Raw genomic sequence first — 25,147 nt, 5'->3', positions numbered from 1 at the left:
CGTCAGGGAACAGCCTATGCGGTGGCCGCCGCGATTTCAGGCCGGTCACCCTGTGGATCGGGGTCCGGACGCCGGTGCCCGGATGGCAGGATGGGGGAGCACCCACCCACCCAGGAGCACCCCGTGACGCGCACCCCCACGCATCCGTCCCGTCCCCGCCGGCGCGACCAGCGCGGCCAGGCCCTGTCGGCGTTCGTCGCCGTGGTCCTCTCCGCCCTGTTCGGCGTCGCCGGGCTCGTCGTCGACGGCGGCGCCAAGTCGGCGGCCCGCGCCGAGGCCGAGGCCGTGGCGTCCCACGCGGCCCGGGCGGCGGTGGACGCGAGCGCGTTCGCCCGCGCCACCGGCAGCACCCTTGACGTGGGCGCCATCACCGCCGCCGGCCAGCAGGTGCTGGCCGACCGCGGCATCACCGGGCAGGTCACCATCACCGACGGCGTGGTGCGCGTCACCACGACGACGAGCGCGAGGACGGTGTTCCTGAGCCTGGTCGGCATCAGCGAGTTGTCCGCGTCGGGCGAGGCGACCGCCGTCCTCGAACGCTGAGCCGGCCGCGTCAGCGCAGGCTGGACGCCATCCGCTCGACCGCCTCGGTGATGAGCGCCGGCGAGGTGGCCAGGTTCATCCGCACGAAGCGGCCGTGGTCGGGGCCGAAGTCGGACCCGCTGTTCAGGCCGACCTTCGCCCGCGCCACGAAGTGGTCGCGCGGGTTCTCCAGGCCGAGCCCGGTGCAGTCGAGCCAGGCCAGGTAGGTGCCGGGCGCCCGCTGGTAGGTCACGCCGGGCAGCAGGTCGTCCACGAGGCGGCCGAGCAGGTCCTTGTTCGCGGCCACCTCGACCATCACCGCGTCCACCCAGGCCTGCCCGTGGCGCAGCGCGGCCGTGTGCGCGATCGTGGCCATCTGGCCGGTCGACTGGTTGGCCAGCGGCGGCAGGGCGTCGAAAGCCGCCACGGCGTCCGTGCCCCGGACGTAGAGCCCCGCCTTGAACGCGGGCAGGTTCCAGCCCTTGCCGGCTGAGAACGCCACGACCGCGTTCTGGGCGTCCGGGAGGGACAGCACCGGCACGAATTCGTTGCCGGGGTCGACCAGCGGCGCGTGGATCTCATCGACCACGAGCAGGACGCCGTGCTCGCGGCAGAGGCGGGCCACCGCGGAGAGCTCCTCGGCGGTGTGCACCGTCCCGTTCGGGTTGTGCGGGGAGCAGAGCAGGTAGGCGGTGGGCCGGTCCGGGCCGGTGAACGCGGCCTCGAGGGCGGCCAGGTCGAGGCGTCCGGACGCCGTGAGCGGCACCTGCGTGACGTGGCGGCGGTAGCCCTCGACGACCTGCCAGAACGGCGGGTAGACCGGCGGGTTGAGCACGACGTGGTCGCCCTCGGCGGTGTTGCCGAGCAGCAGCGACAGGATGGCGTTCATGACGTCGCCTGAGCGGCGCAACTGGTCGAGTTCGGGACGCCAGCCCCAGCGGGCGTCCGCCATGTCGGCGTAGGCCTCGGCGTACCGCGTGCCCCACGGGTAGCCGGTGTCGCCGGCCTCGAGCGCCTCGGTGACGGCCGTCACGACCTCGGGCAGCACGCGCACGTCCATCTCGGCGACCCACAGGGGCAGCACGTCGGGGGCGTACACGTTCCACTTCAGCGAGGTGCGCCGGCGCAGCTCGGATTCCGTGAGGTCGAAGAGGGTCATGGGGGCGATTCTCGCACCTGATCACTAGGGTGGTGCGCATGGCCCGCTACTTCGACGTCCACCCCGACAACCCGCAGCCGCGCGCGCTGGCGCAGGTGGTCGAGGTGCTCCAGGCGGGCGGGCTGGTGGTGTACCCGACCGACTCCGGCTTCGCGCTGGGGTGCACGATGGGCAACGCCGAGGGGCTGGAGCGGATCCGGTCGATCCGTCAGCTGAACCGGCACCACCACTTCACGCTGGTCTGCTCGACGTTCGCCCAGCTGGGCCAGTACGTCGAGATGGGCAACGACGTCTTCCGGGCGATCAAGGCGGCGACGCCGGGGCCCTACACGTTCGTCCTCAAGGCGACCCGGCTGGCGCCGAAGGCGATGCTGCACGACAAGAAGCGCACCGTGGGCGTACGCATCCCGGCGCACGTCACGGCCCAGGCGCTGCTCGACGCGCTGGGGGAGCCGCTGATGTCGAGCTCGCTCATCCTGCCCGGCGAGGAGGCCCCGCAGACGGACGGGTGGACGATCGCGGAGGAGCTGGCGCACCAGGTCGACGCCGTGCTCGACTCCGGCGACGTGGGGCTGGGCCCCACCACGGTCATCGACTTCACCGACGACGAGGTGGGCATCGCGCGCGTCGGCGCCGGGGACCCGACGCCGTTCGAGGAGTGACTCAGCTGTCCTCGGGGTCCCGGTACGGGGCCACGCCCGTGTCCTCGCCCAGGTGCTGGGCCACGTCCGGCACGATCCGCTGCAGCGACTTCGCGGTGCGCTGGTAGCCGGTGCCCTTCGGCCGCTTGGGGAAGACGATCTCGGGCCGGTCCACGTGCACGTAGGGGATCGAAGCCAGCAGGTGGCTGATCATGTTGATCCGGGCGCTCTTCTTGTCCTCGGCCTCGACGACGTGCCAGCGGGCGGGTTCGACGTCGGTGTGCACGAACATCTCGTCCTTGGCGCGGCTGTAGTCCTCCCAGCGGGTCAGCGACTCCACGTCGGTGGGGGAGAGCTTCCACATCCGCATCGGGTCGGTCATGCGCGAGCGGAACCGCTTCTCCTGCTCCTTGTCCGACACCGAGAACCAGTACTTGAGCAGGATGATCCCGTCGTCGATGAGCATGCGCTCGAAGATCGGGCACTGGCGCAGGAACCGGATGTGCTCCTCGGCCGTGCAGTAGCCCATGACCTTCTCGACGCCGGCCCGGTTGTACCAGGAGCGGTCGAAGAACTTGATCTCGCCCGCGGCGGGCAGGTGCTCGACGTAGCGCTGGAAGTACCACTGCGTGCGCTGCCGCTCGGTCGGGGCGGGCAGGGCGACGACGCTGGCGACGCGCGGGTTGAGGTACTCGGTGATCCGCTTGATCGCGCCGCCCTTGCCGGCGGCGTCACGGCCCTCGAAGATCACCACGATCCGGGCGCCGGACGCCTTGACCCACTCCTGCATCTCGACCAGCTCGGCCTGCAGGCGCGTGAGCTCGGCCTCGTAGACCTTGGTGTCCAGCTTGTTCTTGCCCATGGTCCATCGTGGCATACGCTCAGCCCCCGAGGCGGCTCGTCAGCGTGAATCCGGCCTCGACGTCGGTGATCGCCGCGGTGACGATGCCGTGGCGGTCGATGACGTAGGTCTCCTCGATCTCGGGGCCCTCACCGGTGCGTTCCACGGGCACCGTCGAGAGGTCCTCGACGCCGCGCAGGGCCCGGTCGAAGGGGAACACGATCTCGGCCAGGGGCAACACGTCGCCGGTCGGCTGGCCGGTCGGGCCGAGCGCGGAGTATTCCACGAACCGGAACACCCCGATGTTGTGCACGGGCCGGTAGCGCCGGGTCATGACCACGTCGGTGTCGGGGCTGGTGCGCTGGTCGCGGTCGAGGATCGCGTCGAAGGCGAGCTGGGTGCCCGAGTCCCACTCGCGGAAGACGCCGAACCCGCGCGAGAGGCGATCGGTGAGGTGGAAGCCCGAGTTCTCGTCCGCGGCGATCGCGAGGCCGATGGCGGTGGACGCCGCGGGGTACGGCGAGCGGTGCACACGGCGTCCGAACCGCTCGCGCAGGACGCGCGCGACCAGCGGCAGGCTGGACGCCCCACCCACGAGGTAGATGCCCGCGACCTCGGCGGCCTCGAGCCGTCCGCCGTCGAGGCCGCCGAGCAGCGGCTCGAGGGCGTCGAGGGACGCCTCGACCAGCGGCGTGGCCTCGGCGTAGAAGTCGCCGACGTCGACCACCACGGGGGCGTGGCCGACCTCCAGCGCGATCCTCTTGGACTGCGGGGAGAGGTTCTCCTTGGCGACCCGGCACTCGTCGAGGAGCGACGCCCGCTCGCGGTCGGTGAGCTCCACCCGCGAGCCGACCTCGGCCCGGGCGAGCCTGGCGAGGACCTCGTCGAAGTCGTCGCCGCCCAGCCGGTTGATGCCCACCGAGCTGACCACCTCGTGGCTGAGGTCGTCCACCCGGACCAAGGAGGCGTCGAACGTGCCGCCGCCGAGGTCGTACACGACGACGCGGGTGCGCCGGCTGTTGACGCTGCGGGGCTGGCGGTGGGTGAACTCGAACCCCGCCGCGGAGGGCTCGTTCAGCATGCCCAGGACGTGGAATCCGGCGCGGCGGGAGGCCTCGAGGGTGAGGAAGCGCTGCGCGGAGTGGGCGTGGGCGGGCACGGCGACGACCGCCTCGAGCGGCTCGTCGTCGGCGAGCAGGCCCGCGATGTTGGACGCCGTCCGCAACTGGTCCGCGACGTGTGACAGGAAGCCGGTCATGACCTCGAGCAGGCCGGCCTGGTGGCCGTCGACGTCGAGGGTGGACTGGCCGGCCACGCCACCGGAGGCGAGTGCGCGCTTGAAGGAGCGCACGAGCAGGGCGCCCTCGGACGCGGCCCGCTCGGCCTCGAAGCCGTACACGAGCCGGTCGCCCTCGCGGGCGACGACGGAGGGGATGTGCTCGACGGAGTCGCCGTCGGGATCGGTGAAGCTCACGACCGGGTAGTTGCCCCGGTCCACGAGGGCGACGATGGTGCGGGTGGTGCCGAGGTCGATGCCGAGCTTCATGCCCGCGAGGCTACCCGGCGGTCCCCGCGTCCTCGTCCGGGCCGCCGTCGCCGAGATCGGCGAGGAACTGCTCGAACTGGTGACCGATCTCCTCGGCCGATGGCAGCTGGGAGTTCTCGACGTTGCGCAGGTGGCGCTCCTCGACGAAGGCGTCGTAACCGCGCTCGAGGGCGCCGACCATCTCGACGAGCTCCTCGCTCGCGGCGACCTGGTTGTCGATCTGGGCACGCACGATGCCGGCGACCAGGTCGAACCCGTCGACGGGCACGGCCAGCTTCGCCACGTCGCGCAGGGCGCCCATGAGCGCTGCTGCGGCGGCGGGGTAGTCGTTGTCGGCGATGTAGTGCGGCACGTGGGCGACCAGGCCGAGCGCGCGCTGGCCGGCCTCGCCGAGGCGCAGGGTCAGCAGGCCGGTGAAGGAGGCGCTCAGCTGGAAGGTGCCCAGCACCGGCGCCTCGTCGGCCACCAGCTCGGGGTCGGAGGCGTAGCGCGTCACCGCGACCGGGCGCGTGTGCGGCGCGGGGGCGGGCATCGACTGCAGCAGCACCGTCTGCTCGACGCCGAGCTGCTCGGCGACGTGCCGGACCGACGCGGCCATCCGCTCCCACTGCAGGGCCGGCTCGGGCCCGTTGAGGAGCAGGAAGTCGGTGCCGTCGTGGTCGGTGAGCAGGCGCAGCGTGATCTCGGGCGCCTCGTAGGAGCTGAAGTGGTCGCGGTCGAAGGTGATCGTGGGCCGGCGGCCGGCGTAGTCGAGCACCTGGTCGGCGTCGAAGCGCCCCAGCACCCGGTTGGGCAGCTGCTCCAGCAGCTGGCGGTCGAGCTGGCGTTGGGTGTGCCCGGCGTCCACGTAGCTGCCGAGCGTCACCACCATCGTCGGGGTGCGCAGGGTCCTCTGGTCGACGTGGGGCTCCCACGTGAACAGGCTGGTCGGGTCGAGCACGGCGAAAACCTCCTCATCGGCGTCTCCACCTCAACGCGGACGCCGCGGGCTTCATTCCCCCAGCCGCCTGGCCACCCGCTTCTCGACGCGCCGCTCCTGGCCGGCCGAGGTGAGGGCACGGTCCAGCGAGATCCGGCCGGGCCCGGTGAACAGCAGCGCCAGCCCGAGCGCGGCGTAGAGGAGGGGGACCTCGCCGGCCAGCGCGCCGGTGGCCGGGTCGAGCAGGGGACCGGCGCCGATCCCCGCAACCAGGAGGGTGGCACCGACGACCGCCTGGGCGGCCCCGGCGAGCCGGGTCGCCAGCCCCACGGCGAGGAGGACGGGCAGCACGAGCTCGCCGGCGACCACCAGCGTGCCGATGACCTCGGGGGCCTGGCCCAGCAGGGCGTGGCCGCGCAGCGAGTCGACGAGCTGCGGGTAGGTCGCGACGTGGTGCACTCCGCGCAGGACGAGGGGCAGCGAGAACAGCCGGAGCAGGAGGAGGCCGACGTCCGTGGAGGGCCGGTTGTTCCGGCGGGCGACCTCGAGGTCCCACGCCAGCGAGCCGCGGTGGTCCACGCGGGCCAGGTCGGGCTGGGGGGCTGGCGCGTAGGCCGGGGCGGGCGTGTACGCGTACGGGGGGGCCTGGACCGGCGTCGGCGGCGGGGCCCACTGGTCGCGGACGGCCTGCGTGTCGAGGACCTGGGTGCGCTCGGCGTCGGGGTCATCCACAGGGGTGTGGGGGTCGGCCATGGTCGAAAGCTACCATCGGGGGGCATGAAGCTCACCGAGGCGATGGCGTCCGCCTTCGACGCCCAGATCACGCTCGAGTTCGAGGCCTCGCTGGTCTACCGCCAGCTCGCGATCCAGATGGACACCTCCGACCTTCCGGGCATGGCGCTGTGGCTGCGCCGGCAGGCCGACGAGGAGATCGTGCACGCGAACAAGTTCATCGACCACGTGGTCGACCGCGACGGGCACCCCTCCATCGGCGCGATCAGGGCGCCGCAGGTGGACAAGTCGGCCAGCCCGGCCGACGTGTTCGCCGCCGCGCTCGGGCACGAGCAGAGGGTCTCGGAGTCGATCCGCGAGCTCTACCGCACCGGCGAGGCCGAGGGCGACCTCGACAGCCGCCCCCTGCTGAACTGGTTCCTCGAGGAGCAGATCGAGGAGGAGTCCACGGTCAGCGAGATCCTCGCGCAGATCAGGATGGTCGGTGACGACGGGCCCGGGCTGCTGCGCCTGGACGCCGACCTCGGCAGCCGGCAGTCGCAGGGCACCGAGCCCGCCTGATCACTCCTCGGTGTCGGGGTCGGGCTCCCGCACCCCGAGCACCAGACCGCCGAACGGCGGCAGGTCGACGGTGAAGCCACCGAGGTCGTCGACCACGCCGACCGGGGTCAGCGTGGCCAGGTCGACCACGCGGCCCGCCGGCGGGATGTGTTCGCTCTGCACGCGCGCGGTGAGCGCCTCCTCGGCGAAGTTGAGCACGGTCACCTGCGTGGAGTCGTCCAGCAACCGGTTGACCAGCACCAGCAGGCTCCGGCTGGCGACATCGGGCACGTCGACGAGGGCGCCGGTGGCCAGGTCGTTGCGCTTGCGGACCTCGAGCACCCGCGCCAGGCGGCGCGCGAACGACCCGGGGTCGCCCAGCTGCTGCGGCAGCGAGCCGTACAGGGCCTGCGCGCGCGGCATGCCCGAGGCCGACTTGGCGGCGTCGGGCGCGGCGTCCATCAGGTCGTACGCGCCCCGCTCGATCCAGCGGGTGTCGCCGTCCTTGATCAGGCCCCTCACCTGCGAGCGGTCGAGGGGGAGCGCGCCCACGAGGTCCCAGCCCGACAGGGCGAAGACGCCGGGCTGCCAGGCGTTGTACATGCAGAGCAGCAGGTGGGCGTCCATGATGCGCTGGGTGTCGGCCGGGCTGATGTCCTCGAGGTCGGTGATGCCGAGGGTGGCGGTGATGATGGACGCCGTGGTGCAGGCGATGCCGTTCTGGACGAAGACCGCGTTGTACGGGCCTGCCTCGCCGGTGAGCTTGTCGCGCAGCGTCTGCCGGATCGTCTCGGCGAGCACGGTGCCGGTGACCTCCTCGCCCCCGAAGGAGTAGGTGTCGTTGGCGTGCCGGGTCGCGAAGTGGACCAGCTCGTAGGTGAGTTCGTCGTGGTTCTGCAGGGCGTGCACGAGCGAGGCCTGGTCGACGCCGAGCGCGATCGCCTCGCGCAGGGTGAGCCGCAGGAACTCGGTGTCCCCGGTGGCCAGCGCCACCTGGTAGGCGGGCCGGGTGATGAAGTCGTAGCTCAGGTCGGGGCCGACGGCGCCGGTGTTCTTGATGTCGTCGATCGTGAGGTTGAGCTCCTGGAAGGTGAAGCCGCCGACCTTGCGCACCATCGAGCCGATGAGCTGGTTGGCCGCCTGCGACAGGGGGTGGCCCTCCGACCACGCCGGGGCGAGGTTCAGGGACTTCTCCACGCCGAGGAAGCCGTTGGCGTCCAGGCGCAGGCCGCCCGAGCCGAGGTCGAGCAGCGAGTGCAGGGCGTCGCCCATGACCAGCCGCATGCCGGCGAAGGTCGGGTCGAGCCAGTTGATCGACGGCTGGCCCTCCTTGAAGTAGTGCAGGTAGACCCAGCGGCGCTCGACGCCCTGGTGGTCGCGGATGGGCGGGGTGGCCGACCAGTTGGTCTCCTTCACGCCCGGTTCGTAGAAGATGACCCGCTGGAGGGCGCCGATGATGTACCCCTCCTCGGCGAGCGCCTGCTCGGCCTCGGGGGAGAGGTTGACGGCGTCCGCCCCCTCGGGCACGTCGGGCAGCAGGTGCCAGGCGTCCCTCGGGATGTCGACCATGTGGTAGATGCCCGGGTAGTCCTGGTAGTTGAGCTCGGCGAGACGGAAGTCGGCGCCCTTGCCGGTGTGGCCGGGCACGATGTCGTCGATGATCGTGCCGCCGTGCGCGGCGGCGTTCTCGCACATGTCGCGGAACTCCTGCTCGGTGCCGAACAGGGGGTCGATCGCCATGCTGATCCGGTCGAAGTGGCCATCGATCGACGGCGTCGGTTCCCAGCCCGAGATGCCGCCGGCCAGCTTGACCGGGCCGGTGTGGACGGCCTCGATGCCGATCTCCTCGAAGGCTCCCCAGAGCTCCTCGGAGCCCAGGGCACCCAGGAACGACTGGCGCGGGGCGGTCATCAGCGAGAGCGGGTAGGCGGTGTACCAGACCGACGCCTGCTCGACGGCGGCGCGGGGGTTGGGGGCGGCGTACGCGTTGGCCCACATCAGGTGGTGGCCGGCCAGCTGGCGGCCCAGGGTCGTCGCGTCCGCGAGCATCGACTGGTCGACCAGCCATTCCACGTAGGCGCGGTTGCGGCCGTCGGCCTCGAACGGCCGGGCCATCAGCTCGTCGGGCCCCGGTTGGTGGCGGCGGGCGCGCGGGCGCAGGCGCGCCGGCCGCGCGGCGAAGCGCTGCTGCTCGAAGCTGGGCTCGGGGGTGACGTCGCCCTCGGCGGGTTCGTCGGCCGCCATGGGCTGCTCGGTGGTGCTCACCGCTCCACGGTAGCGACTGCGGCAGGGACTCGCGAGGGGCGCGCTCAGCGGTACAACGACTCCACGGGCCGGGGACCCTGCAGCGTCGAGCGTCGGACCCGGAGGAAGCCCTCGTCATCGGGTTCCACCCGCCACCCGACCAGGGAGAGCGCCGATGGACGCCTCGCGGTCGAGGTCGTCCTGGACGAGGTTGACGGCCAGCACGGCGGCCAGGCCGCCGATCGCGAGTACACGCACGGTAGACCTGCGGCGAACGCGTCCGTGCGGGTTTGCCACGACACGACCGGAGCGAGGAGTTGGGTAGGCTTCCGGCGTCCAGTCGACTGGGGGAGAGCATGCAGAGGATCGGGTTCGACCGCGAGAAGTACATCGCCCTCCAGTCGGAGCACATCGAGGCGCGGCGCGAGCAGTTCGGCGGCAAGCTCTACCTCGAGTTCGGCGGCAAGCTGTTCGACGACATGCACGCCTCGCGGGTGCTGCCCGGCTTCCTGCCCGACAACAAGATCCAGATGCTGGAGCGCATCGTCGACGACGTCGAGATCGTCGTCGTGCTCAGCGCGGCCGACCTGGCCCGCAACAAGGTCCGCGCCGACCTGGGCATCGGCTACGACGCCGACACCCTGCGCCTGATCGACGAGTTCCGCGGGCGCGGCTTCCTGGTCGCGAGCGTCGTCATGACGCAGTGGACCGACGACAACCGCCAGGCCAAGGCCTTCCGCCGCAAGCTGGAACGCCTCGGCCTGCACGTGTACCGGCACTTCCCGATCAAGGGCTACCCGCACGACGTGGTCAACATCGTCAGCGACCACGGGTACGGCCGCAACGAGTACGTGGAGACCACCCGCGACGTCGTCGTCGTGACGGCCCCCGGGCCGGGCAGCGGCAAGATGGCCACCTGCCTGTCGCAGGTGTACCACGACCACCAGGCCGGGAAGGCGTCGGGGTACGCCAAGTTCGAGACGTTCCCGATCTGGAACCTGCCCCTCGACCACCCGGTCAACGTCGCCTACGAGGCCGCCACCGTCGACCTCGACGACGTGAACATGATCGACCCGTTCCACCTGGCTGCGCACGGCGAGCAGGTCGTGAACTACAACCGCGACGTCGAGGTGTTCCCCGTCCTGAAGGTGCTGTTCGAGCGGGTGCTGGGCCAGAGCCCCTACCAGTCGCCCACCGACATGGGCGTCAACATGGCCGGCTACTGCATCAGCGACGACGAGGTGTGCCGCGAGGCGTCCCGGCAGGAGGTGATCCGGCGCTACTACAAGGCGCTGGTCAACGAGCGCCGCGAGGAGCTCGAGCCGACCCAGTCCGACCGGCTGGCGATCATCATGGGCAGCCTCGGCATCGCCAAGGAGGACCGTCCCGTCGTGCCGCCCGCCCTGGACCTGGAGCGGCGGACCAAGGCGCCGGCGTCCGCGATCGAGCTGCCCGACGGCCGGATCGTGACCGGAAAGACCTCCCCGCTGCTGGGCAACTGCGCCGCCATGCTGCTCGACGCCCTCAAGGCCCTGGCCGGCATCGACCCCGAGGTGAAGCTGCTCGCCACCGAGACGATCGAGGCGATCCAGACCCTCAAGACCAAGCACCTCGGCAGCCGCAACCCGCGCCTGCACACCGACGAGGTGCTCATCGCGCTGTCGGTGAGCGCCGGCTCGGACGAGAACGCGCGTCGCGCCCGGGCCGAGCTGCACCGGCTCGCCGGCTGCGACGTGCACACCACGACCATCCTCGGCACCGTCGACGAGGGCATCTTCCGCAACCTGGGCGTCAACGTGACCAGCGAGCCGGTCTACCAGCACGCCCGCCTGTACCGAAAGAAGTGACGCCGGAATGCATGCCGTCCTGACCTGGCTGGCCGAGCACCCCGAGGTGCTGCTGTTCGCGCTCGTGGGCGCGGGCATGGCGGTCGGCCACGTCACCGTCCGCAAGATCTCCCTCGGCGCCGCCGCGGTGCTGTTCGTCGCGATCGCGGTGTCGGCGCTGGGCGCCAGCCAGGGGGTCGCCCTCGAGATCCCGGTCGCCTTCGCCCACCTCGGGCTGGCGCTGTTCACGTTCTCGGTGGGGGTGTCCTCCGGTGCGGCTTTCTTCAACAGCCTGCGCACGCAGGCGGTCGCGATGGTGGGCGTCGCCCTGGCCATCGTGCTGGGCGGGGCCGTCGCCTTCACGCTCGGCCCGCTGCTCGGCCTGACGGTCGAGGAGGCGGCCGGAACCTTCGCCGGCGCGGTCACCAACACCCCGGCGCTGGCAGCGGCCGGGAACACACCGGCGGCCACCGTCGGCTACTCCGTGGCCTACCTGCTCGGCGTGCTGGGGATGCTGGTCGTGCAGCAGCTGGCCCTGCGGCACGCCGCCGAGGACGCCGACGCCCCGGCACCCCTGACCCAGGTCAACGTGCGCGTCGAGCACATCGCGCCGGGGACCACCGTGCGCGACCTGGAGGAGCTCCACGGCGACCAGATCTCGGTGACGCGCGTCCGCCACGAGGAGGAGGGCCCGGTGGCCCTCGCCTACGAGGGCGAGGAGCTCAAGGTCGACGACGTGATCACGGTGGTCGGCCCCGACGACGTGGTGGCGCAACTGGTGGGGGAACTGGGCCACAAGTCCAGCCACCACCTCGTCCACGACCGCGCCCTGCTGGACTTCCGGCGCGTCACCGTCTCCGACCCCCACCTCTCGGGCCGCACCGTGGCCGAGCTGGGGCTGGAGGAGAAGTTCGGCGCCACCGTCTCCCGCGTGCGCCGCGCCGACGTCGACATGGTCGCCAAGCCCGGCTTCGTGCTGCAGGTGGGGGACCGCGTGCGGGTCGTCGCGCCCCGCAGCCGCATCGTGAAGGTGAGCGAGTTCTTCGGCGACTCCTCCCGCGGCCTCACGATCATCAACCCGATCGGCCTGGGCCTGGGCATGGCGCTGGGCTTCGCGCTCGGGTCGGTGCCGCTCCCGCTGCCCGGCGGGGGCACGTTCACGCTCGGCTCGGCCCTGTGCTGCCTCCTGGTGGGGCTGGTGTTCGGACGCCTCGGCCGGATCGGCCCGCTCGTCACCACGCTGCCCTTCACCGCCACCGCCGTGATCAGCGAACTCGGCCTGCTGCTGTTCCTCGCGCAGGCCGGCGCCCGCGCGGGCGGGCAGATCCTCGACGCCTTCGCCGGCGGCCAGTGGCTGGCGATGCTGGGCCTGGGCGTCCTGATCACCGCGACGGTGGGCCTGTCCGTCTACGCGTTCCAGCGCACGGTGATGCGCATGGGCGGCACCGCGCTGTCCGGCCTGCTCGCCGGCGCGCAGACCCAGCCCGCGCTGCTGGCGTACGCCAACGAGCAGACCAACCACGACTTCCGCGTCGCGTCCGGCTACACCACCGCCTACCCCACGGCGATGATCACCAAGATCCTGGTGGCCAGCGTCCTGGGGCTGCTCGCCTGACACCGGCCGGCGTCCGGGACAGGTGAGGGGCGCCGCGCCTCGGGGGATCAGCCTGCGGCGGCCACGCGGACAGGGTCCAGGCCGGGCACCTCGACCACCTCGCCGCCGGTCAGCTGCCGGCCCCGGCGCGTCTCCACCTCGCCGTCGACGCGCACGACGCCCGTGAGCAGCAGTTCCCGGGCGTCGGAGCCGGAGTCGACCAGGTTGGCGAGCTTGAGGAACTGGCCCAGGCGGATCATGCCGTTGATCTCGAAGTCCTCCATGGACGCCATCATCCCACCGGGGCAGGGGACCTCCCTCATCCGCGACCGACCCTACTGGTAACCCTGCGTATCAAGGTTGGGCGTATACGAGCTGAGTCAGGCTGTGGTTCAGCCGAGGGGCCTGACATCGCGAGCGTGGTCACGGCCTTGGCAGCAACGCCGATCGCGGGCACCATGGCGCGTGCGCCGATCTGCTCGGCCAGGGGCGCGCAGCGGGACCGTGCTGCTTCATCTGTCGGAGAACGCAGCGCGGCACCGGCACCACTGCGCATCCGGCTCGGGCATGTTCCCCCGCGAAGGGCTGGGGCAGTCAGTTCCGGCCTTCAGAGCGACGCGGGGGAGGGAATCGAGGACGCGTGCTCGGCGGCATGTGGGGATGCGACTGAGGGTCTGCGCTGGCGCTGGCCTAGACTCAGCACTGAGCGGGGACGGTTGTCCACGCTCCTGGTCGATCCATCCAGGAAGGTTGGGACATGTTCTTCAGGGCTCGGGCCAGCCTGTAAGTGGCGAGTAACAGGACCGCGCTGGAACGTCGCGCGGTCCTTTGTTCTGCCCACTCGCCCGCTCATTCCTGAGGGAAGTTCATGTCTTCTACCGATTCCTCTTCTTCTCTGCGATCCTCGCTACCACGGCCCAGGTGGCCATTGCTATTGTCCAATGCCTTGGATGCCGCTGGGCGTCGGGGTGTCGACTTCGTAACTGATGTCTTGGCGGTACTGGTTCTTGGAGCCAGTGCTGCGCAGATGGGTTTGCTCAACGCCATCGGAACACTGGCATTCCTCGTGCTGGGGATCCCGATTGGGGTCCTGGTCGACCGCTCGCCCACGGTGCGGCTGCTCGCTGGCTCTGGCCTGGTCCGAGCAATGCTGCTGGCGACGGTGATCACTGCCCTGGCACTGGACTCGCTGACCATGGTCCACTTGTACCTGGTCGCTGGGTTAGTCGGCACCACTACGGTCGTCACCGAGACCACACAGACTGCCATTGCCCCTCGAGTCGCCGGACAGGACGCGGTGGCCGCCCTGGAGATGCTCGATCCTCCACGCGATGAGTTCCCGCCTCGCCCCGACGAGACCTGTCACTATTACGAGGCGGAAATCAGCTTCTTCGAACGAGTCGACGTCCACGTCGTCTGCTTCGCCTCCGACCAGGTCAGCAGGATCGGAACGGTTCCCGCGCCATGACCCCGGAGGATCGCACCGACACCCCGCCGATCCGTGTCCTGATCGCGGATGACGACCAGCTCGTCCGCACCGGCGTCGCCGCTATTCTCGCCTCCGCCACTGACCTTGACATCACCGCCCTCGCCAGCAACGGCCACGAGGCCGTCGACGCCGCGGCAACACACCGCGTTGACGTCGCACTGCTGGATATCCAGATGCCACGACTCGACGGCATCGGAGCTCTCCGTGAGATCCGGCACCGACTGCCCGAGCTTCCGATCGCCATGCTCACCACCTTTTCCGACGACCATCTCATCGCCGATGCGATCAACGCCGGCGCCCTCGGTTTCCTCCTCAAGTCCGACGAACCTCAGCAACTCATTGCCGGCGTCAGGGCCCTCGCGCACGGCGGAGGCGCGTTCTCCCCTCGAGTCGCCCGCTGGCTCGCCGCCGAGCAACGAGCGGGCCACCGCACCCGAACCGCGCGAGACGAACTCACTGCCCTGCTCACCGAGCGCCAGATCGAGCTCCTCACCCACATCGCTCGCGGACTCTCCAACGCCCAGATCGGCAGGGCCATGCATCTGTCCGAAGGCACCGTCAAGCAATACGTCTCCCAGCTCTTCAACACCCTCGGCATCGACAACCGTGTCCACGCCGCCATCACCGCCTACCGACATGGACTCATCACCTGAAGCCGACCCTGACCACACTAATGGTGGGTAGTGGCGCACTCGAGAGCATGGTCATCGTCGGCATCTAGATGGCGGTCGTCTACAGCGGCGCAATCTTTTAACCAAAGTGGACAGCGCGTCCGCGATCAGTCCCCGCTCCCCTGATCGTCGAAGGCAGTAGCGTCGTGACGGTTTCGATGCGCGTGATGATCGCGAGGGATGGCTACAAGCACCTCCTGCGCACGGTCGCGGCCAAGGACGACGACCGCGAGCCAACCCCGTAGGGCCGGCAAAGTAGTTGCGTTTCGATCGGGTAGTTTCTGCGGTTCCCAGATTACGGGCTTAAGGGTCGTTCGTGCTGTCCGCACAGGCCTCAGTCAACCTGCGTCTCGATGCAGTAGCGTCGCAGTTCTGCGATCATCGCGGTCTTGGGGGTGCTGACGAAGCGGAACGCATGGCTGAAACGGACGCGCATTCCTCCAGCCTCGAGGTAGCCGTCGCAGGAAGCGCGTCGTCCGTGGGTGACGACAGAAATGACCTCCACCCGCTCGGGAGAACGGCGGGCGCACCTCTCGGGCTGCACTGGGGCCGCTGTGTGTGGATTTCTCGATGAGCGTCCAGCTCATGTCATCGGCAAGCCACTCGGAGAGGGCCTCCAGCTCTCCCTTGGCCCGGTTCACAACGAAGTCTCCGTCAACGCACTTCCGTGAAGACTCATGGTGCTATGGCTCGATCCGATGCGCCCGGCCTTTCTCCGCGATCGGCACGCACATTTCGATGGGTCTATCAGGCTCCCAGCTGACCTGTCCTTGGTAGATGATGCCGAGTTTCCCGGTGGCGCCGTCTCGCTAGTCGGCCATGGCGAAGCAGTGTCGCCGCCGTGTTGCTCCTGCTCACGTCTCACAACTCACATCGAGTCGCCGCTCGCCCATGAGCCGAACTTCGGGGACGCTGCTGTACCACGCATGATGAGAATCACGCAGGGCACGTAGAGTGCTGCGGCGCAGAGCCAGAGGAAGCCGTCGGCGTTGATGTAAGTGAGCGCGAAGATCGTTGTGAAAGCGACCGGTCCGAAGATCGATGTGACGCTGTTGATGCTGGCGAGCACACCCTGGAGGCGCCCTTGGTGCTGTTCATCGACGCGCTGGGAGAGAAGGGTTTGCAGAGCGGGGAGGCCGATGCCACCGATCCCCAGTGCCGCCAAGATAGGCGCCATGGAAAATGCGTCAGTGACAATCGCCAGGCCTACGAGACCCAAGGCGTCGGTAACACACCCGATGATGACTGTTTTTGCCTCACCGATCCACTCCACGATGCGGCCAGTAAGGAGGGCCTGCACGAGAACCTGTACGATCCCGAAGACGGACAGGGAGATTCCAACTTCGACGGGACTCCAGTCGAGGCGGTGTTCAGTAAACAGCACCCAGGTCGCACCTGGAGCCTGCCCAATGAATTGAACAAGGCCGAATGCGACTAATAGGAAGGTAATCCCAGGCACCGCGCTGAGGCCGGGGCGACCACGATGCTGAGCGAGCGACGCAGAGCGCGCAGGGGAATCAGGACGGGTCTCGCGTAACAAGATAAAGGTGAGTGCCAGATTGCTCGCTGAGAGAAGAGCAGCGAGCAAAAACGGCAGATGTGGCGAGATGGCACCGAACAGTCCACCCATGGCTGGCCCCGCGATCATTCCGCCGCCATAGCAGGCACTGAGTAAACCGAAACGCTTGGCGCGCTGGTGGGGTGGCGTGATGTCGGCGATCACGGTGGCGGTGACCGCATTGGTCGCTCCGGTTATCCCAGCCACTGCACGGGCGATATAGAACACCGACAGAGCGGATGTCGTGGCGAGCACGAGATAGTCGACGGTCGCACCGGCCAGGGAAACAAGCAGCACCCGGCGGCGGCCGAATCGGTCCGACAGTGTTCCCAGTACGGGGGCAAAGATGAACTGCATTACCGCGTAGAGCGCGATCAGCACTCCGACGTTCAGCGGAACCGCATCAGCGGTGACCCCTGCCTCGTGTAGCAGTGCGGGGAGAATCGGCATCACCAGGCCCATGCCGGCGGCGTCGAGGCTAGCCGTGATGAGGACCGTGGCCAACGAGCCACGAGCGGAAGTGAGAGATGACACCTTATCAACGATAAAGTTATCGATGATAAAGTGCAAGCATGGCTCAGAAACAAGCGCGACTCGATCGTGCAGCAGTCTTGCGCGGTGCGAGGCATGTGCTCAATAACACGGGGATCGACGGTTTCACCACGCGGGCGCTGGCTGCGCATCTGCGGGTGCAGCAGCCAGCGCTCTACTGGCACTTTCGGACAAAGGGCCACCTGCTCGGATCGCTCGCAGCTGATGTGCTTGATCGCGAACACCACGCCTCACTCCCAGAGTCAGGGGAGCGCTGGGACGACTTTCTCCTGCGCAACGCGCGGAGCTTCCGGACAGCGCTTCTGGCAGTCCGGGATGGAGCACGGCTGCACGCAGAGTTTCACCGTCAAAAGAGTGACCAGATGCCAGCGGGCTCGGATGCCCCCGAAAGTCAGATCGAGTTTCTCGTGTCCGAAGGATTCGCTGAGGTCTCTGCGGTCCGAGCTCTCATGGCTATCAGCCGCTATACGGTCGGTTTCGTACTAGAAGAACAAACAGCGCTCGACAACGGATGTGAGCCTGTCGATCAAGACCTAGATTTCGAGTTCGGGTTAGTTGCAATGGTTGAAGGGCTGGCATCAAAGCGATGAGGGATGCTCGCGCTTTGGGTCTCTGCGTCAGTAAGGTCAATCCTTTCCCGCTCCCGCAGCAGCTCCTCCGCGATACTGACGTTTTGCTCATGGCTACGGAGCTCACTAACGAGCAAATCAGGGACCGTATGCATGTCGCGTCGCGATCGCGGAACGGCACATCAGCAGCATCTTCACCATGCTCGACCTTAACGAGCGCACAGGAAACAAGCGCGTCATCGCCGTCCTCGAGTACCTCAAGAACTAAGCGTCGAGTGCGTGACCGGCGCGATGACCATAGGTAACGGCGGTTTAGCATCGGTGCCGCATCTTGACACGACTCAATCCGCGACAGCTAACCTCCGCATATGGAGTTCGACGGAATGGAGATCCCCGACGATATCGAGGTCACGGTCTGGGGGAGCAACGAGCACCGGCTCTGTAACGTCTGCCGCGCAGAATGCGACCCCGAGCCGAGCGGCGCCGACGGGTACGGCGTGTGAATCGTCTACGTCTGCCGCGACCACGGAGTCCAATCCGTCGTGGACCCATTCGAGCATCTCCGTTGAAGCGCGCTCTTCGCTATCTCCCTGCATTGACGCAAACATCGCGCTCTCCGCCTTCCGAGGGTAGATCCCAAGATCTGCGGCGCACCTGCCCAGTGTGACGATCTCGATCAGGGTCATGACCGCTGGGGACGGGTACCGGTACCTGCTGAACGCAGTTGTCGCTGGCGACGGGGATCGCGATGCGTCGTCAGCGCTGACAAGGTACTACCTTGAAGCAGGAACGCCTCCCGGCATCTGGCTCGGGGCCGGCCTCCCAGGACTCGCCGGAGAGATCGCCGTCGGTGCCTCGGTGAGCGAGGAGCAGTTACGGCGCCTCATGGGGCACGGGCAGGATCCGAACAGCGGCGAGCAACTGGGGCGTCCGTACCGAAAGTTTGCCACCGCGGGCGAGCGGACGCAGCGCCGCCTCGATCAGCTCCCGAAGTCCCTTACCGCAGGTGAGCGTACCGCGCAGCAAGCGCTGATCGAGGCGGAGGAAGCACAGAAGCCAACGAATGCGCCGGTCGCAGGGTTCGATCTCACGTTCTCGGTCCCGAAGTCCGTCTCGACCCTCTGGGCAGTTGCCGACGGCGGCACGCAAGCACTCATTGCCCAAGCTCACCACGCAGCGATCCGAGACATGATCGCCCTACTCGAGCGCGACGTCGCGATGACCAGGGTCGGCGCGAAAGGGGCGCGTGGCGCCGTCGCGCAAGTCGACGTGCGGGGTGTGATTGCGACTGCCTACGATCATTACGATTCTCGGGCCGCGGATCCACAACTCCACACGCACATTGTCGTCGCCAACCGCGTGCAAGCAGCTCATGACGGGAAGTGGCGCACGCTCGATTCTCGCGCTATCCACGCCGCCGTCACCGGCCTATCGGAGCATTACAACGCGGTCCTCTCGGACCATCTCACTCAGATCCTCGGCGTCGGGTGGGAAGCCCGTGAGCGCGGTGCGGGGCGCTCCACGGCGTGGGAGATCGTTGGCGTGCCGCAGGAGCTGATGGACGAGTTCTCTTCCCGTACTCGCGATATCGAGCAGGTCAAAGACCGGCTGGTCGACGACTACGTCTCGAAGCACGGGAGGCAGCCGTCCCCGAAGCTGGTGTGGCAGTTCCGGCAGCAGGCCACGCTCGAGACTCGGCCCCCGAAGCAGCAGCACTCTCTCAGCGATCTCACCTCCCAGTGGCGAGAACGCGCGACCGCGTTGCTGGGTGAGGACGCGCCAACCTGGGCGTCGGCACTGCTCGCCGGTAGTGAGCACGAACCGTTGCTGCGGGCAGACGATATCCCGTTGGAGGATCTCGAGGAGGTCGCCGAGGTCGTGGTGCAGCAGGTCGGTGACCGGCGAGCGACGTGGAAACGGTGGAACCTCCACGCGGAGGCCGTGCGACAGACGATGGCTCTCCGCTTCGCGTCCGCGAACGACCGGGACGTCATCACCCAGCAGATCGTCGATGCCGCAGAACGGGTCTCGCTGCGCCTCACTCCGCCCGAGCTCGCGAAGAGCCCCTCGCTGTTTCGTCGCGCGGACGGGTCGAGCGTGTTCCGACCCAAAGCCGGAACGGTGTTCTCCTCCGAGCAGGTGCTCGCGGCAGAAGACCGACTCCTTGGCGCGTCGAATGATCGGTCGGCGCCGACCGTACCGCTGGCATGGATCGAGGACGCTGCCAGAACGAAGAACCGCGACGGGCACACCCTGTCGGTGGACCAGGAGCAGGCGATCGCGAAGATCGGCGTCTCCGGCCGCGTCCTCGACGTACTCGTCGGCCCCGCAGGGACTGGGAAGACCACAACGATGCGTGCCCTGCGCCGAGCCTGGGAGCGACGCTACGGGCCAGGCTCGGTGACCGGGCTCGCGCCCTCGGCCGCTGCCGCCGACGTCCTCGCCGGGGATCTGGAGATCGGGACGGAGAACACGGCGAAGTGGCTGCATGAGCATCGCCTCGGGAAATGGAACCTCACGCGCGGACAGCTCGTCATCATCGACGAAGCCTCCTTGGGTGGCACGTTCGCGCTCGATGCCATCACCAGTCACGCCCAGCAGGTCGGCGCGAAAGTGCTGCTCGTGGGCGATTGGGCGCAACTCGCAGCGGTGGACGCGGGCGGCGCGTTCGGGATGCTCGTGCGTGACCGCGGCGACGCCCCGGAACTGGTCGATGTGCGTCGCTTCCGAAACGACTGGGAGAAGCAGGCGTCCCTGCAGTTGCGGATCGGCGACACCGACGTCATCGATACCTACATTGCGCACCAGCGCGTCACGCCGGGCGGATATGACGAGATTCTCGAAGCCGCCTACCAAGCCTGGCGCACAGACCTCGCAGCGGGAAAGAGCACGGTGCTGATCGCGGAAACCCTCGACACGGTCTCTGCGCTCAACACCCGCGCCCGCACCGACCGAATCCTCCAGGGCGACGTCGCTGTGGACGGCGTCAAACTCCATGACGGCAACGAAGTTTCCCGCGGAGATCTCATCATCACCCGCGAGAACAATCGGCGCCTCTCGCTCGGGCGAAGCTGGGTGAAAAACGGCGACCGCTGGCACGTCGCCCATGCGAACGACGACGGATCCCTCACCGTGCGGCGGGCAGGATCGAAGCGGCGCACCACGATCACGCTGCCCGTGAGCTACGTCGCCGAGCACGTCGACCTCGGCTAGCCGAGGTGCCCTAAACGCACTCACCTGTGATCGTGCGCGTGTGCGCGGTTGTAGTTTACCGGTCGGTGAGAGTTCACTCGCGCGACCGACTGATCATCGCGGGCAGCGAGATCATGAATCGTTAGACCGTGGTCGTGTTTGGTGGGTTTTGAGTGGTGGCTGCTCAGGCATCGCGTTCCAGACTCCGGCCCACTGCTCTGGTGTCAGGTCTCGCGGCAACGCGCGTGTGTCGATGCCACTCTGCCTCAAGAGTTGCTTGGCTTGTCCAGGATCGAGGCGGCCCGCGTTCGCGATGATGCGCTCGAGGGTTCCGCCTCGACCGGTGAACACCGCGCGTACGAACTGTTCGTACCGGCTGCGCTGTGAACCGGGAACGAGAGGATGGTTGCGTCTACTGATCTGGATGATGCCCCCATCAACGCTGGGGCGTGGGCGAAAACCCCAGGAGGGAACCCGGCCGTGGAGGTCGAAGGTAAACCAGGGCGCAGTCTGCGCAGTCAGCATGGTGGAGCCACCGATCCCGCAGCGCTTGCGTGCGACCTCCCATTGAGTGAGGAGCACGGCCTCGGTCCAGGTGCCGCCCCGGAGAAGCCGTCGCAGAATCGGAGTGGTGAGGTGGAAAGGGATGTTCCCTACGATCACGGGATGGTCGAGAGGAACGGTGAGCGCGTCGGCGTGATTGATCGTCACGCCTGGCAGTGCGCTTTGGAGGCTTGCGATCCGATGCTCGTCGATGTCGATCGCAGTCACTGGCCTGCCGAGTTGCGCGAGAGGCCTCGTGAGTGCACCGGCTCCAGCGCCGAGTTCAAGGATCGGCCCCTTCGTCGCCGTAACGAGGGCTGTGATCTTGCTGATAGTGGGTGTGTGGGTGAGGAAGTTCTGGCCGAGTTCGTGTCGGCCGCCGTGGGATGAACGAGGCATGTTCGCGCTCCAAGAAAGAAGGATGGAGCGCCTCGGAAACAGGGCAGAGCACAGAGAAAAAATGGGTGCGCAAGATCGCCGTTCCGAGACGCGAATGGTCTCTCGGATGGACGACGCGCGAAGCGTTCAGCGAGGCGCGCCGTTAGGCGCGGCGGTCGCGGACAGCAAGCGTGTGCGTCGCAGCGAACACGCAAATCAAGTTACCCATGCCAAGCATCATACCCGACGCCAGGATAGGTCATGTGGACCACAGGAACTGCGTGACTGATCACAGGCCGCGCGCTGGTCCCTCGCGGCGCGGGTCATAGCGTTGGGGATCGTTCGCAAACGGACTATGCAGTTGCCTGGCCCGTTCCGTTGCCTGCTGCCGACCACGCTCCTGCTCGGCGCGCTTCGTCTCGATGAGCTTGGCGGCGACGTTCGTCGGGAGGCTGCGGAGTTCTGCACTCTCGACGCGAAGGAAGTCTGCGCGGGTGCGAGCATCGCGGGCATTGCGTCGAGGGTTGAGGGCGCGCATCCCGTACTGGTGAGCGCGGGCATTCTCAGCCCCGTACTCGCTTGCCAAGAGCGCCAGCCGTTCGTTGCGGTGACGGTCAACCGTTGTGGTTCGTTCGGTGCGCGCGGTTTCGACAGCTTGGTTGGCTTCGCTCACGCGGGGATCGGCTTCTGCTCGCCGCTCCGCGACCTGTGTAGCCCATTCGGGTAGTGCGCTGCGGGTTCGTGGCGGTTCGGCGTCCCACTCATCGCGAAGGTGTACTCGGATGGTTGCTGCTTGTTCGCTGGCGGCGCGGTGCTCGTCGCGGGCCTTACGCCGCCCGAATCGCCCGACAGTGGCGAGGCGTGTGCTCGCTGTCCTCTCTGCTTCTACTCTGGCAAGGTACGTCGCTCCGTCTTGTTCGGCTTGCTTGGTGAGGGGCGCGGCGACCTTGGCACGCACCCGCGCGGCCTCTTCCTCGGCCTGGCGAAGCGCGGCGGTGCTCTCGTCGCTCTCGGCCCGGTGCGCAGCGCGTTGGGCATCGAGCCGGTTGGCGGCCTGCTCCCATCGATCCGCATGCCGCTCAGCACGTTCGGCTTCCCTGTCGAGTCTGGCGAGTTCTTCGGTGACGCGCTGGATCGGGCCGTCCTTGACGATGCCACGCACGGCTTCGGCGGCTTGTGCGGTGGCGTGGTCGAGGCCCCGGTCTGCGGGATCGCGCTCCGTCGCTGCAACGAACTGCGCCCGAGCCTCCGCCATATCCTCGGCAACAACGTGCAGCCAGTTGTGCTCGCGGCCTCGGGTCATGCCAACGTAGACGCCTGCCGCGCTCGTCGCCTCAGTCAGCATCGTGTGGGAGGCGTTGACGGTTGCGCCCTGGACGCCGTACGCGGTTGCTGCGTAGGACAGGTGCGCGTGTTCACTCACGTACTCAGGCGGGAGGGCGACGGTGCGGGGGTTCCTGCGCCCGCTGCCGGTCTCGCGGGCGTACACGGTGCCATTACCAGCGACGTGCTGCACGATCCATTGCTGCCGGTTCGCCACGCCAAGCGCGGGGTCGTTCCTCCTCGTCTGGATCAGATCACCCCGACCGATAGGCAGCTCGTCGCTGCCGGTCGCCGTGATCGTGTCATCAACCTCGCCTCGCTCGACCCGCCCCATGCGGATGCGCTCGTTCAACGCCGCTGCCTTGTCGTTCGAGGCGACCGTGATCGCCTCACCCTCAGTAGCTTGCTCTGTGATGTGCTGCTGGGCTTGTTCCTCGTCCGCGTGCAGTATCACGAGGCCCATGGCAGTGAGCCGGTCGAACACCTCGCCGGGGTTCTCCCGGTCGCGCATCGTCAGCGTGAGTGTCGCGTACTCGGCGTCGGCGAACCGGTGCAGCTCGGTCATGTCGTATGTACGGCCCCTGATCTGTGCGGCCATGTCGAGTACCCCGCCCCGACCGACAGCGGGGAGTTGGGCACGGTCGCCGACAAGCGCGACGGTCGCTCCGGCTTCGGTGGTGATGGTGAGGAGGGCGTGGGCGGTGTCTTGGTCGAGCATCCCGGCCTCGTCCACGATTACCCGTTCACCCCGCGACAGCACAGCATCGTCGGGCGGGCCGGTGAAGGTGCGCCCGGTGTCGGGGTCAGCGTCGCCAGGGTGTAGGCGTGTCCATACGCCATCGGAGTTCCATCGCCATCCGTGCGCATGTACGAGCGCCGCAACGCTCGTTGCGGGGATGCCGAGTTCTTCGTGCGCGACCTGCGCCGCGCGCAGCGTCGGTGCAACCACCCGTGACGCCCTGCTGTGCTGGGCGGCGACGTCGATGGCGGTGCGCAGCATCGTCGTCTTCCCGCTGCCCGCAGCACCCTCCACGATCACCAACGGGTCAGATGATGCAACCGCAGCAGCAGCGACCGCCTGCCCTTTGTTCAGCCCCGCTACTTGTGCGGCGTCGGTCATGTCCGGGTGCTTCGATTCTTGCTCTGGGGTGGTGGCGGCGAAGCGGTCGCGGAGCGCGGTTTCGGCGGCGATCACGGTGAGGCTGGTCAGGTGCGCGACATGTTCCGGCGTCGCCGCACCCGGTGGCAGGACGGAGAAGCAATCCGAGACCGCAAGGTCGGTCGCTATCTTGATGAACTCGCGCAGCTCGGCAGGTGTTGCTTGCACTCCGTGTTCGGTGGTGATGCGGGTGACGTGCTCCTGCATGCTGTGTTTCGTCCATGCTGATGATGCGGCGGCGCAGCGATCCAGTGCCCGTGATGCAACCTCCTGCACCGCAAGTTCATCCAACTGCACCGGGCGCTGCACGGTGCTGCGTCGAGGTGCAGCGGGGTCGTATCCGGCGTCGCGGAGTTCCTGCACCCACCACTGCTCGTTCTTCAAATCAGTCGGCTTCTTCCCTGGCCGCTTGTGTGTCCAGGCGATGCCCTGCAACTTCGCGGTCATGATCGGGCCGAGAGCTTCGCCGGGGTGCTCTGTTTCCCATTCGGCTTCGAGCCGGACGAGGTTGCGTCTGATCTGCGCAGACCGCTTCGACATCACCCCATTGAATGGCTGCAACTCAACTACCTCGCCGGAGACGGGATCGAGGGTCAGGCCATGCTCTGCGAGGGTTTGCGCGAGGTGTGGGTGCGCGGCGATGACCGCGGTTCCGAGGGCGCGGATCGCGCCTTGCTGCTTGAACAACGCCGCCGTATCCAGTGCCCGCCACTTCCCAGCCGCAAACACCCGAGTGCCGATCTGCATGTGAATATGCCGGTGCGGATCACCAGCCCGCGAGGTCTTGTGGCGGATGCCGACGACCTGCATCTGCTCGATAGGCAGCACTTCCCGCGCGTCACGCGGCCCGACCCTGATGACGGAGTGTTGGCCGAGCCAGCGGCGAATCTCTCCAAGTGCATCCTGCTGCGCTTGGTCGAGGGCGCTAGGGCGTGTCGCGTAACTGGTCTCGTAGGCAGATGATGGTGCTGGCCAGGACGAGGCCGGCGCGGTAGTTGCGAGCGAGTTTGTCGTAGCGGGTGGCGATGGCGCGGAACTCCTTGATCCGGTTGAAGAAGCGTTCCACCACGTTCCTGCCCTTGTAGATGGTGGGATCGAAGGCAGGTGGGCGACCGCCGCGGCTGCCCTTGGCCTTGCGACGGGCGATCT

The 25,147-nt window shown here is 68.1% G+C and carries 22 protein-coding genes; 9 read left to right on the top strand and 13 right to left on the bottom strand.

The window, feature by feature from the left end; translation table 11 throughout:
- Window positions 1-123 precede the first annotated feature (123 nt).
- On the top strand, window positions 124-543 hold the full coding sequence (locus H5397_RS06940; RefSeq protein WP_182815986.1) for a hypothetical protein: 420 nt from the start codon (window positions 124-126) through the stop codon (window positions 541-543).
- 10 nt (window positions 544-553) lie between these two features.
- Here the strand turns inward: H5397_RS06940 and H5397_RS06935 are convergent, their stop codons facing one another.
- A complete protein-coding gene (locus tag H5397_RS06935) occupies window positions 554-1,681 on the bottom strand; it encodes a MalY/PatB family protein (protein WP_182815984.1) in 1,128 nt (375 codons plus the stop codon).
- Between the two features lie 38 nt (window positions 1,682-1,719).
- Here H5397_RS06935 and H5397_RS06930 point away from each other — a divergent pair, with 38 nt between their 5' ends.
- A complete protein-coding gene (locus H5397_RS06930; protein ID WP_182815982.1) occupies window positions 1,720-2,343 on the top strand; it encodes an L-threonylcarbamoyladenylate synthase in 624 nt (207 codons plus the stop codon).
- A gap of 1 nt (window position 2,344) precedes the next feature.
- On the opposite strand, the gene ppk2 is transcribed toward H5397_RS06930, so the two are convergent.
- The 4 genes from ppk2 to H5397_RS06910 are packed head-to-tail and all read right to left on the bottom strand — an operon-like array spanning window position 2,345 to window position 6,381.
- Window positions 2,345-3,184, bottom strand: coding sequence for a polyphosphate kinase 2 (gene ppk2 / locus H5397_RS06925; protein WP_220492094.1), 840 nt, complete (start codon window positions 3,182-3,184; stop codon window positions 2,345-2,347).
- 19 nt (window positions 3,185-3,203) lie between these two features.
- Window positions 3,204-4,709 carry an Hsp70 family protein gene (locus tag H5397_RS06920; protein ID WP_182815980.1) on the bottom strand — a complete coding sequence of 502 codons (1,506 nt, stop codon included), beginning with the start codon at window positions 4,707-4,709 and terminating at the stop codon, window positions 3,204-3,206.
- A 10-nt stretch (window positions 4,710-4,719) separates the two neighbouring features.
- The gene (locus H5397_RS06915; RefSeq protein ID WP_220492093.1) at window positions 4,720-5,649 is read right to left on the bottom strand and encodes a PAC2 family protein; all 930 of its coding nucleotides are present in this window, start codon (window positions 5,647-5,649) and stop codon (window positions 4,720-4,722) included.
- A 51-nt stretch (window positions 5,650-5,700) separates the two neighbouring features.
- Window positions 5,701-6,381: a DoxX family membrane protein gene (locus H5397_RS06910; RefSeq protein ID WP_182815978.1), complete on the bottom strand. Its 681-nt coding sequence runs from the start codon at window positions 6,379-6,381 to the stop codon at window positions 5,701-5,703.
- A 24-nt stretch (window positions 6,382-6,405) separates the two neighbouring features.
- Here H5397_RS06910 and H5397_RS06905 point away from each other — a divergent pair, with 24 nt between their 5' ends.
- Window positions 6,406-6,921, top strand: a complete 516-nt coding sequence (locus H5397_RS06905; protein WP_182815976.1) for a ferritin — start codon at window positions 6,406-6,408, stop codon at window positions 6,919-6,921.
- On the opposite strand, the gene treS is transcribed toward H5397_RS06905, so the two are convergent.
- The gene (gene treS, locus H5397_RS06900; RefSeq protein ID WP_309224304.1) at window positions 6,922-9,165 is read right to left on the bottom strand and encodes a maltose alpha-D-glucosyltransferase; all 2,244 of its coding nucleotides are present in this window, start codon (window positions 9,163-9,165) and stop codon (window positions 6,922-6,924) included.
- Between the two features lie 114 nt (window positions 9,166-9,279).
- Window positions 9,280-9,402, bottom strand: a complete 123-nt coding sequence (locus H5397_RS18070; RefSeq protein WP_255438699.1) for a hypothetical protein — start codon at window positions 9,400-9,402, stop codon at window positions 9,280-9,282.
- Between the two features lie 98 nt (window positions 9,403-9,500).
- On the opposite strand from H5397_RS18070, the gene H5397_RS06895 reads away from it, so the two are divergent.
- The gene (locus H5397_RS06895; protein WP_182815975.1) at window positions 9,501-10,991 is read left to right on the top strand and encodes a DUF1846 domain-containing protein; all 1,491 of its coding nucleotides are present in this window, start codon (window positions 9,501-9,503) and stop codon (window positions 10,989-10,991) included.
- 7 nt (window positions 10,992-10,998) lie between these two features.
- Window positions 10,999-12,585: an aspartate:alanine exchanger family transporter gene (locus H5397_RS06890; RefSeq protein WP_182815973.1), complete on the top strand. Its 1,587-nt coding sequence runs from the start codon at window positions 10,999-11,001 to the stop codon at window positions 12,583-12,585.
- A 47-nt stretch (window positions 12,586-12,632) separates the two neighbouring features.
- Here H5397_RS06890 and H5397_RS06885 read toward each other — a convergent pair whose 3' ends face one another.
- Window positions 12,633-12,857 (bottom strand): RNA-binding S4 domain-containing protein, encoded by a 225-nt coding sequence (locus tag H5397_RS06885; protein ID WP_182816209.1) that lies wholly within the window; start codon window positions 12,855-12,857, stop codon window positions 12,633-12,635.
- Window positions 12,858-13,591: 734 nt separating this feature from the next.
- Between H5397_RS06885 and H5397_RS17605 the strand changes: the two genes are divergently transcribed.
- A complete protein-coding gene (locus tag H5397_RS17605) occupies window positions 13,592-14,032 on the top strand; it encodes a hypothetical protein (RefSeq protein ID WP_064846260.1) in 441 nt (146 codons plus the stop codon).
- The gene (locus H5397_RS06875) at window positions 14,029-14,706 is read left to right on the top strand and encodes a response regulator transcription factor (RefSeq protein ID WP_010154757.1); all 678 of its coding nucleotides are present in this window, start codon (window positions 14,029-14,031) and stop codon (window positions 14,704-14,706) included. The genes H5397_RS17605 and H5397_RS06875 overlap by 4 nt, the downstream gene beginning before the upstream one ends.
- An 886-nt stretch (window positions 14,707-15,592) precedes the next feature.
- Here the strand turns inward: H5397_RS06875 and tet(33) are convergent.
- The gene (gene tet(33), locus H5397_RS06870; protein ID WP_074690335.1) at window positions 15,593-16,816 is read right to left on the bottom strand and encodes a tetracycline efflux MFS transporter Tet(33); all 1,224 of its coding nucleotides are present in this window, start codon (window positions 16,814-16,816) and stop codon (window positions 15,593-15,595) included.
- Window positions 16,817-16,854: 38 nt separating this feature from the next.
- Here tet(33) and H5397_RS06865 point away from each other — a divergent pair, with 38 nt between their 5' ends.
- Window positions 16,855-17,424, top strand: a complete 570-nt coding sequence (locus tag H5397_RS06865) for a TetR/AcrR family transcriptional regulator C-terminal domain-containing protein (protein ID WP_010154754.1) — start codon at window positions 16,855-16,857, stop codon at window positions 17,422-17,424.
- A 320-nt stretch (window positions 17,425-17,744) separates the two neighbouring features.
- Here H5397_RS06865 and H5397_RS06860 read toward each other — a convergent pair whose 3' ends face one another.
- Complete coding sequence (locus H5397_RS06860; protein ID WP_064846259.1) at window positions 17,745-18,089, bottom strand: hypothetical protein; 345 nt, start codon at window positions 18,087-18,089, stop codon at window positions 17,745-17,747.
- Between H5397_RS06860 and mobF the strand changes: the two genes are divergently transcribed.
- Window positions 18,088-20,616: a MobF family relaxase gene (gene mobF / locus H5397_RS06855; RefSeq protein ID WP_220492092.1), complete on the top strand. Its 2,529-nt coding sequence runs from the start codon at window positions 18,088-18,090 to the stop codon at window positions 20,614-20,616. The two genes, H5397_RS06860 and mobF, sit on opposite strands and share 2 nt — an antisense overlap.
- A 111-nt stretch (window positions 20,617-20,727) precedes the next feature.
- On the opposite strand, the gene erm is transcribed toward mobF, so the two are convergent.
- From erm to H5397_RS18055, 3 genes are all read right to left on the bottom strand, one after another.
- Window positions 20,728-21,537 (bottom strand): 23S ribosomal RNA methyltransferase Erm, encoded by an 810-nt coding sequence (gene erm, locus H5397_RS06850; protein WP_182048909.1) that lies wholly within the window; start codon window positions 21,535-21,537, stop codon window positions 20,728-20,730.
- A gap of 268 nt (window positions 21,538-21,805) precedes the next feature.
- On the bottom strand, window positions 21,806-24,886 hold the full coding sequence (locus tag H5397_RS18065) for an AAA family ATPase (protein WP_309224314.1): 3,081 nt from the start codon (window positions 24,884-24,886) through the stop codon (window positions 21,806-21,808).
- 37 nt (window positions 24,887-24,923) lie between these two features.
- Window positions 24,924-25,147 (bottom strand): transposase (locus H5397_RS18055; protein WP_182814264.1); only part of this gene is annotated, 224 nt, incomplete at its 5' end.

The organism is Propioniciclava sp. MC1683 (assembly GCF_014164675.1).
In the GTDB taxonomy this organism is placed as follows: Bacteria; Actinomycetota; Actinomycetes; order Propionibacteriales; family Propionibacteriaceae; genus Propioniciclava.
Note: the sequence above shows the minus strand (reverse complement) of the source record. Positions and strands in the feature narration are given on the sequence as shown.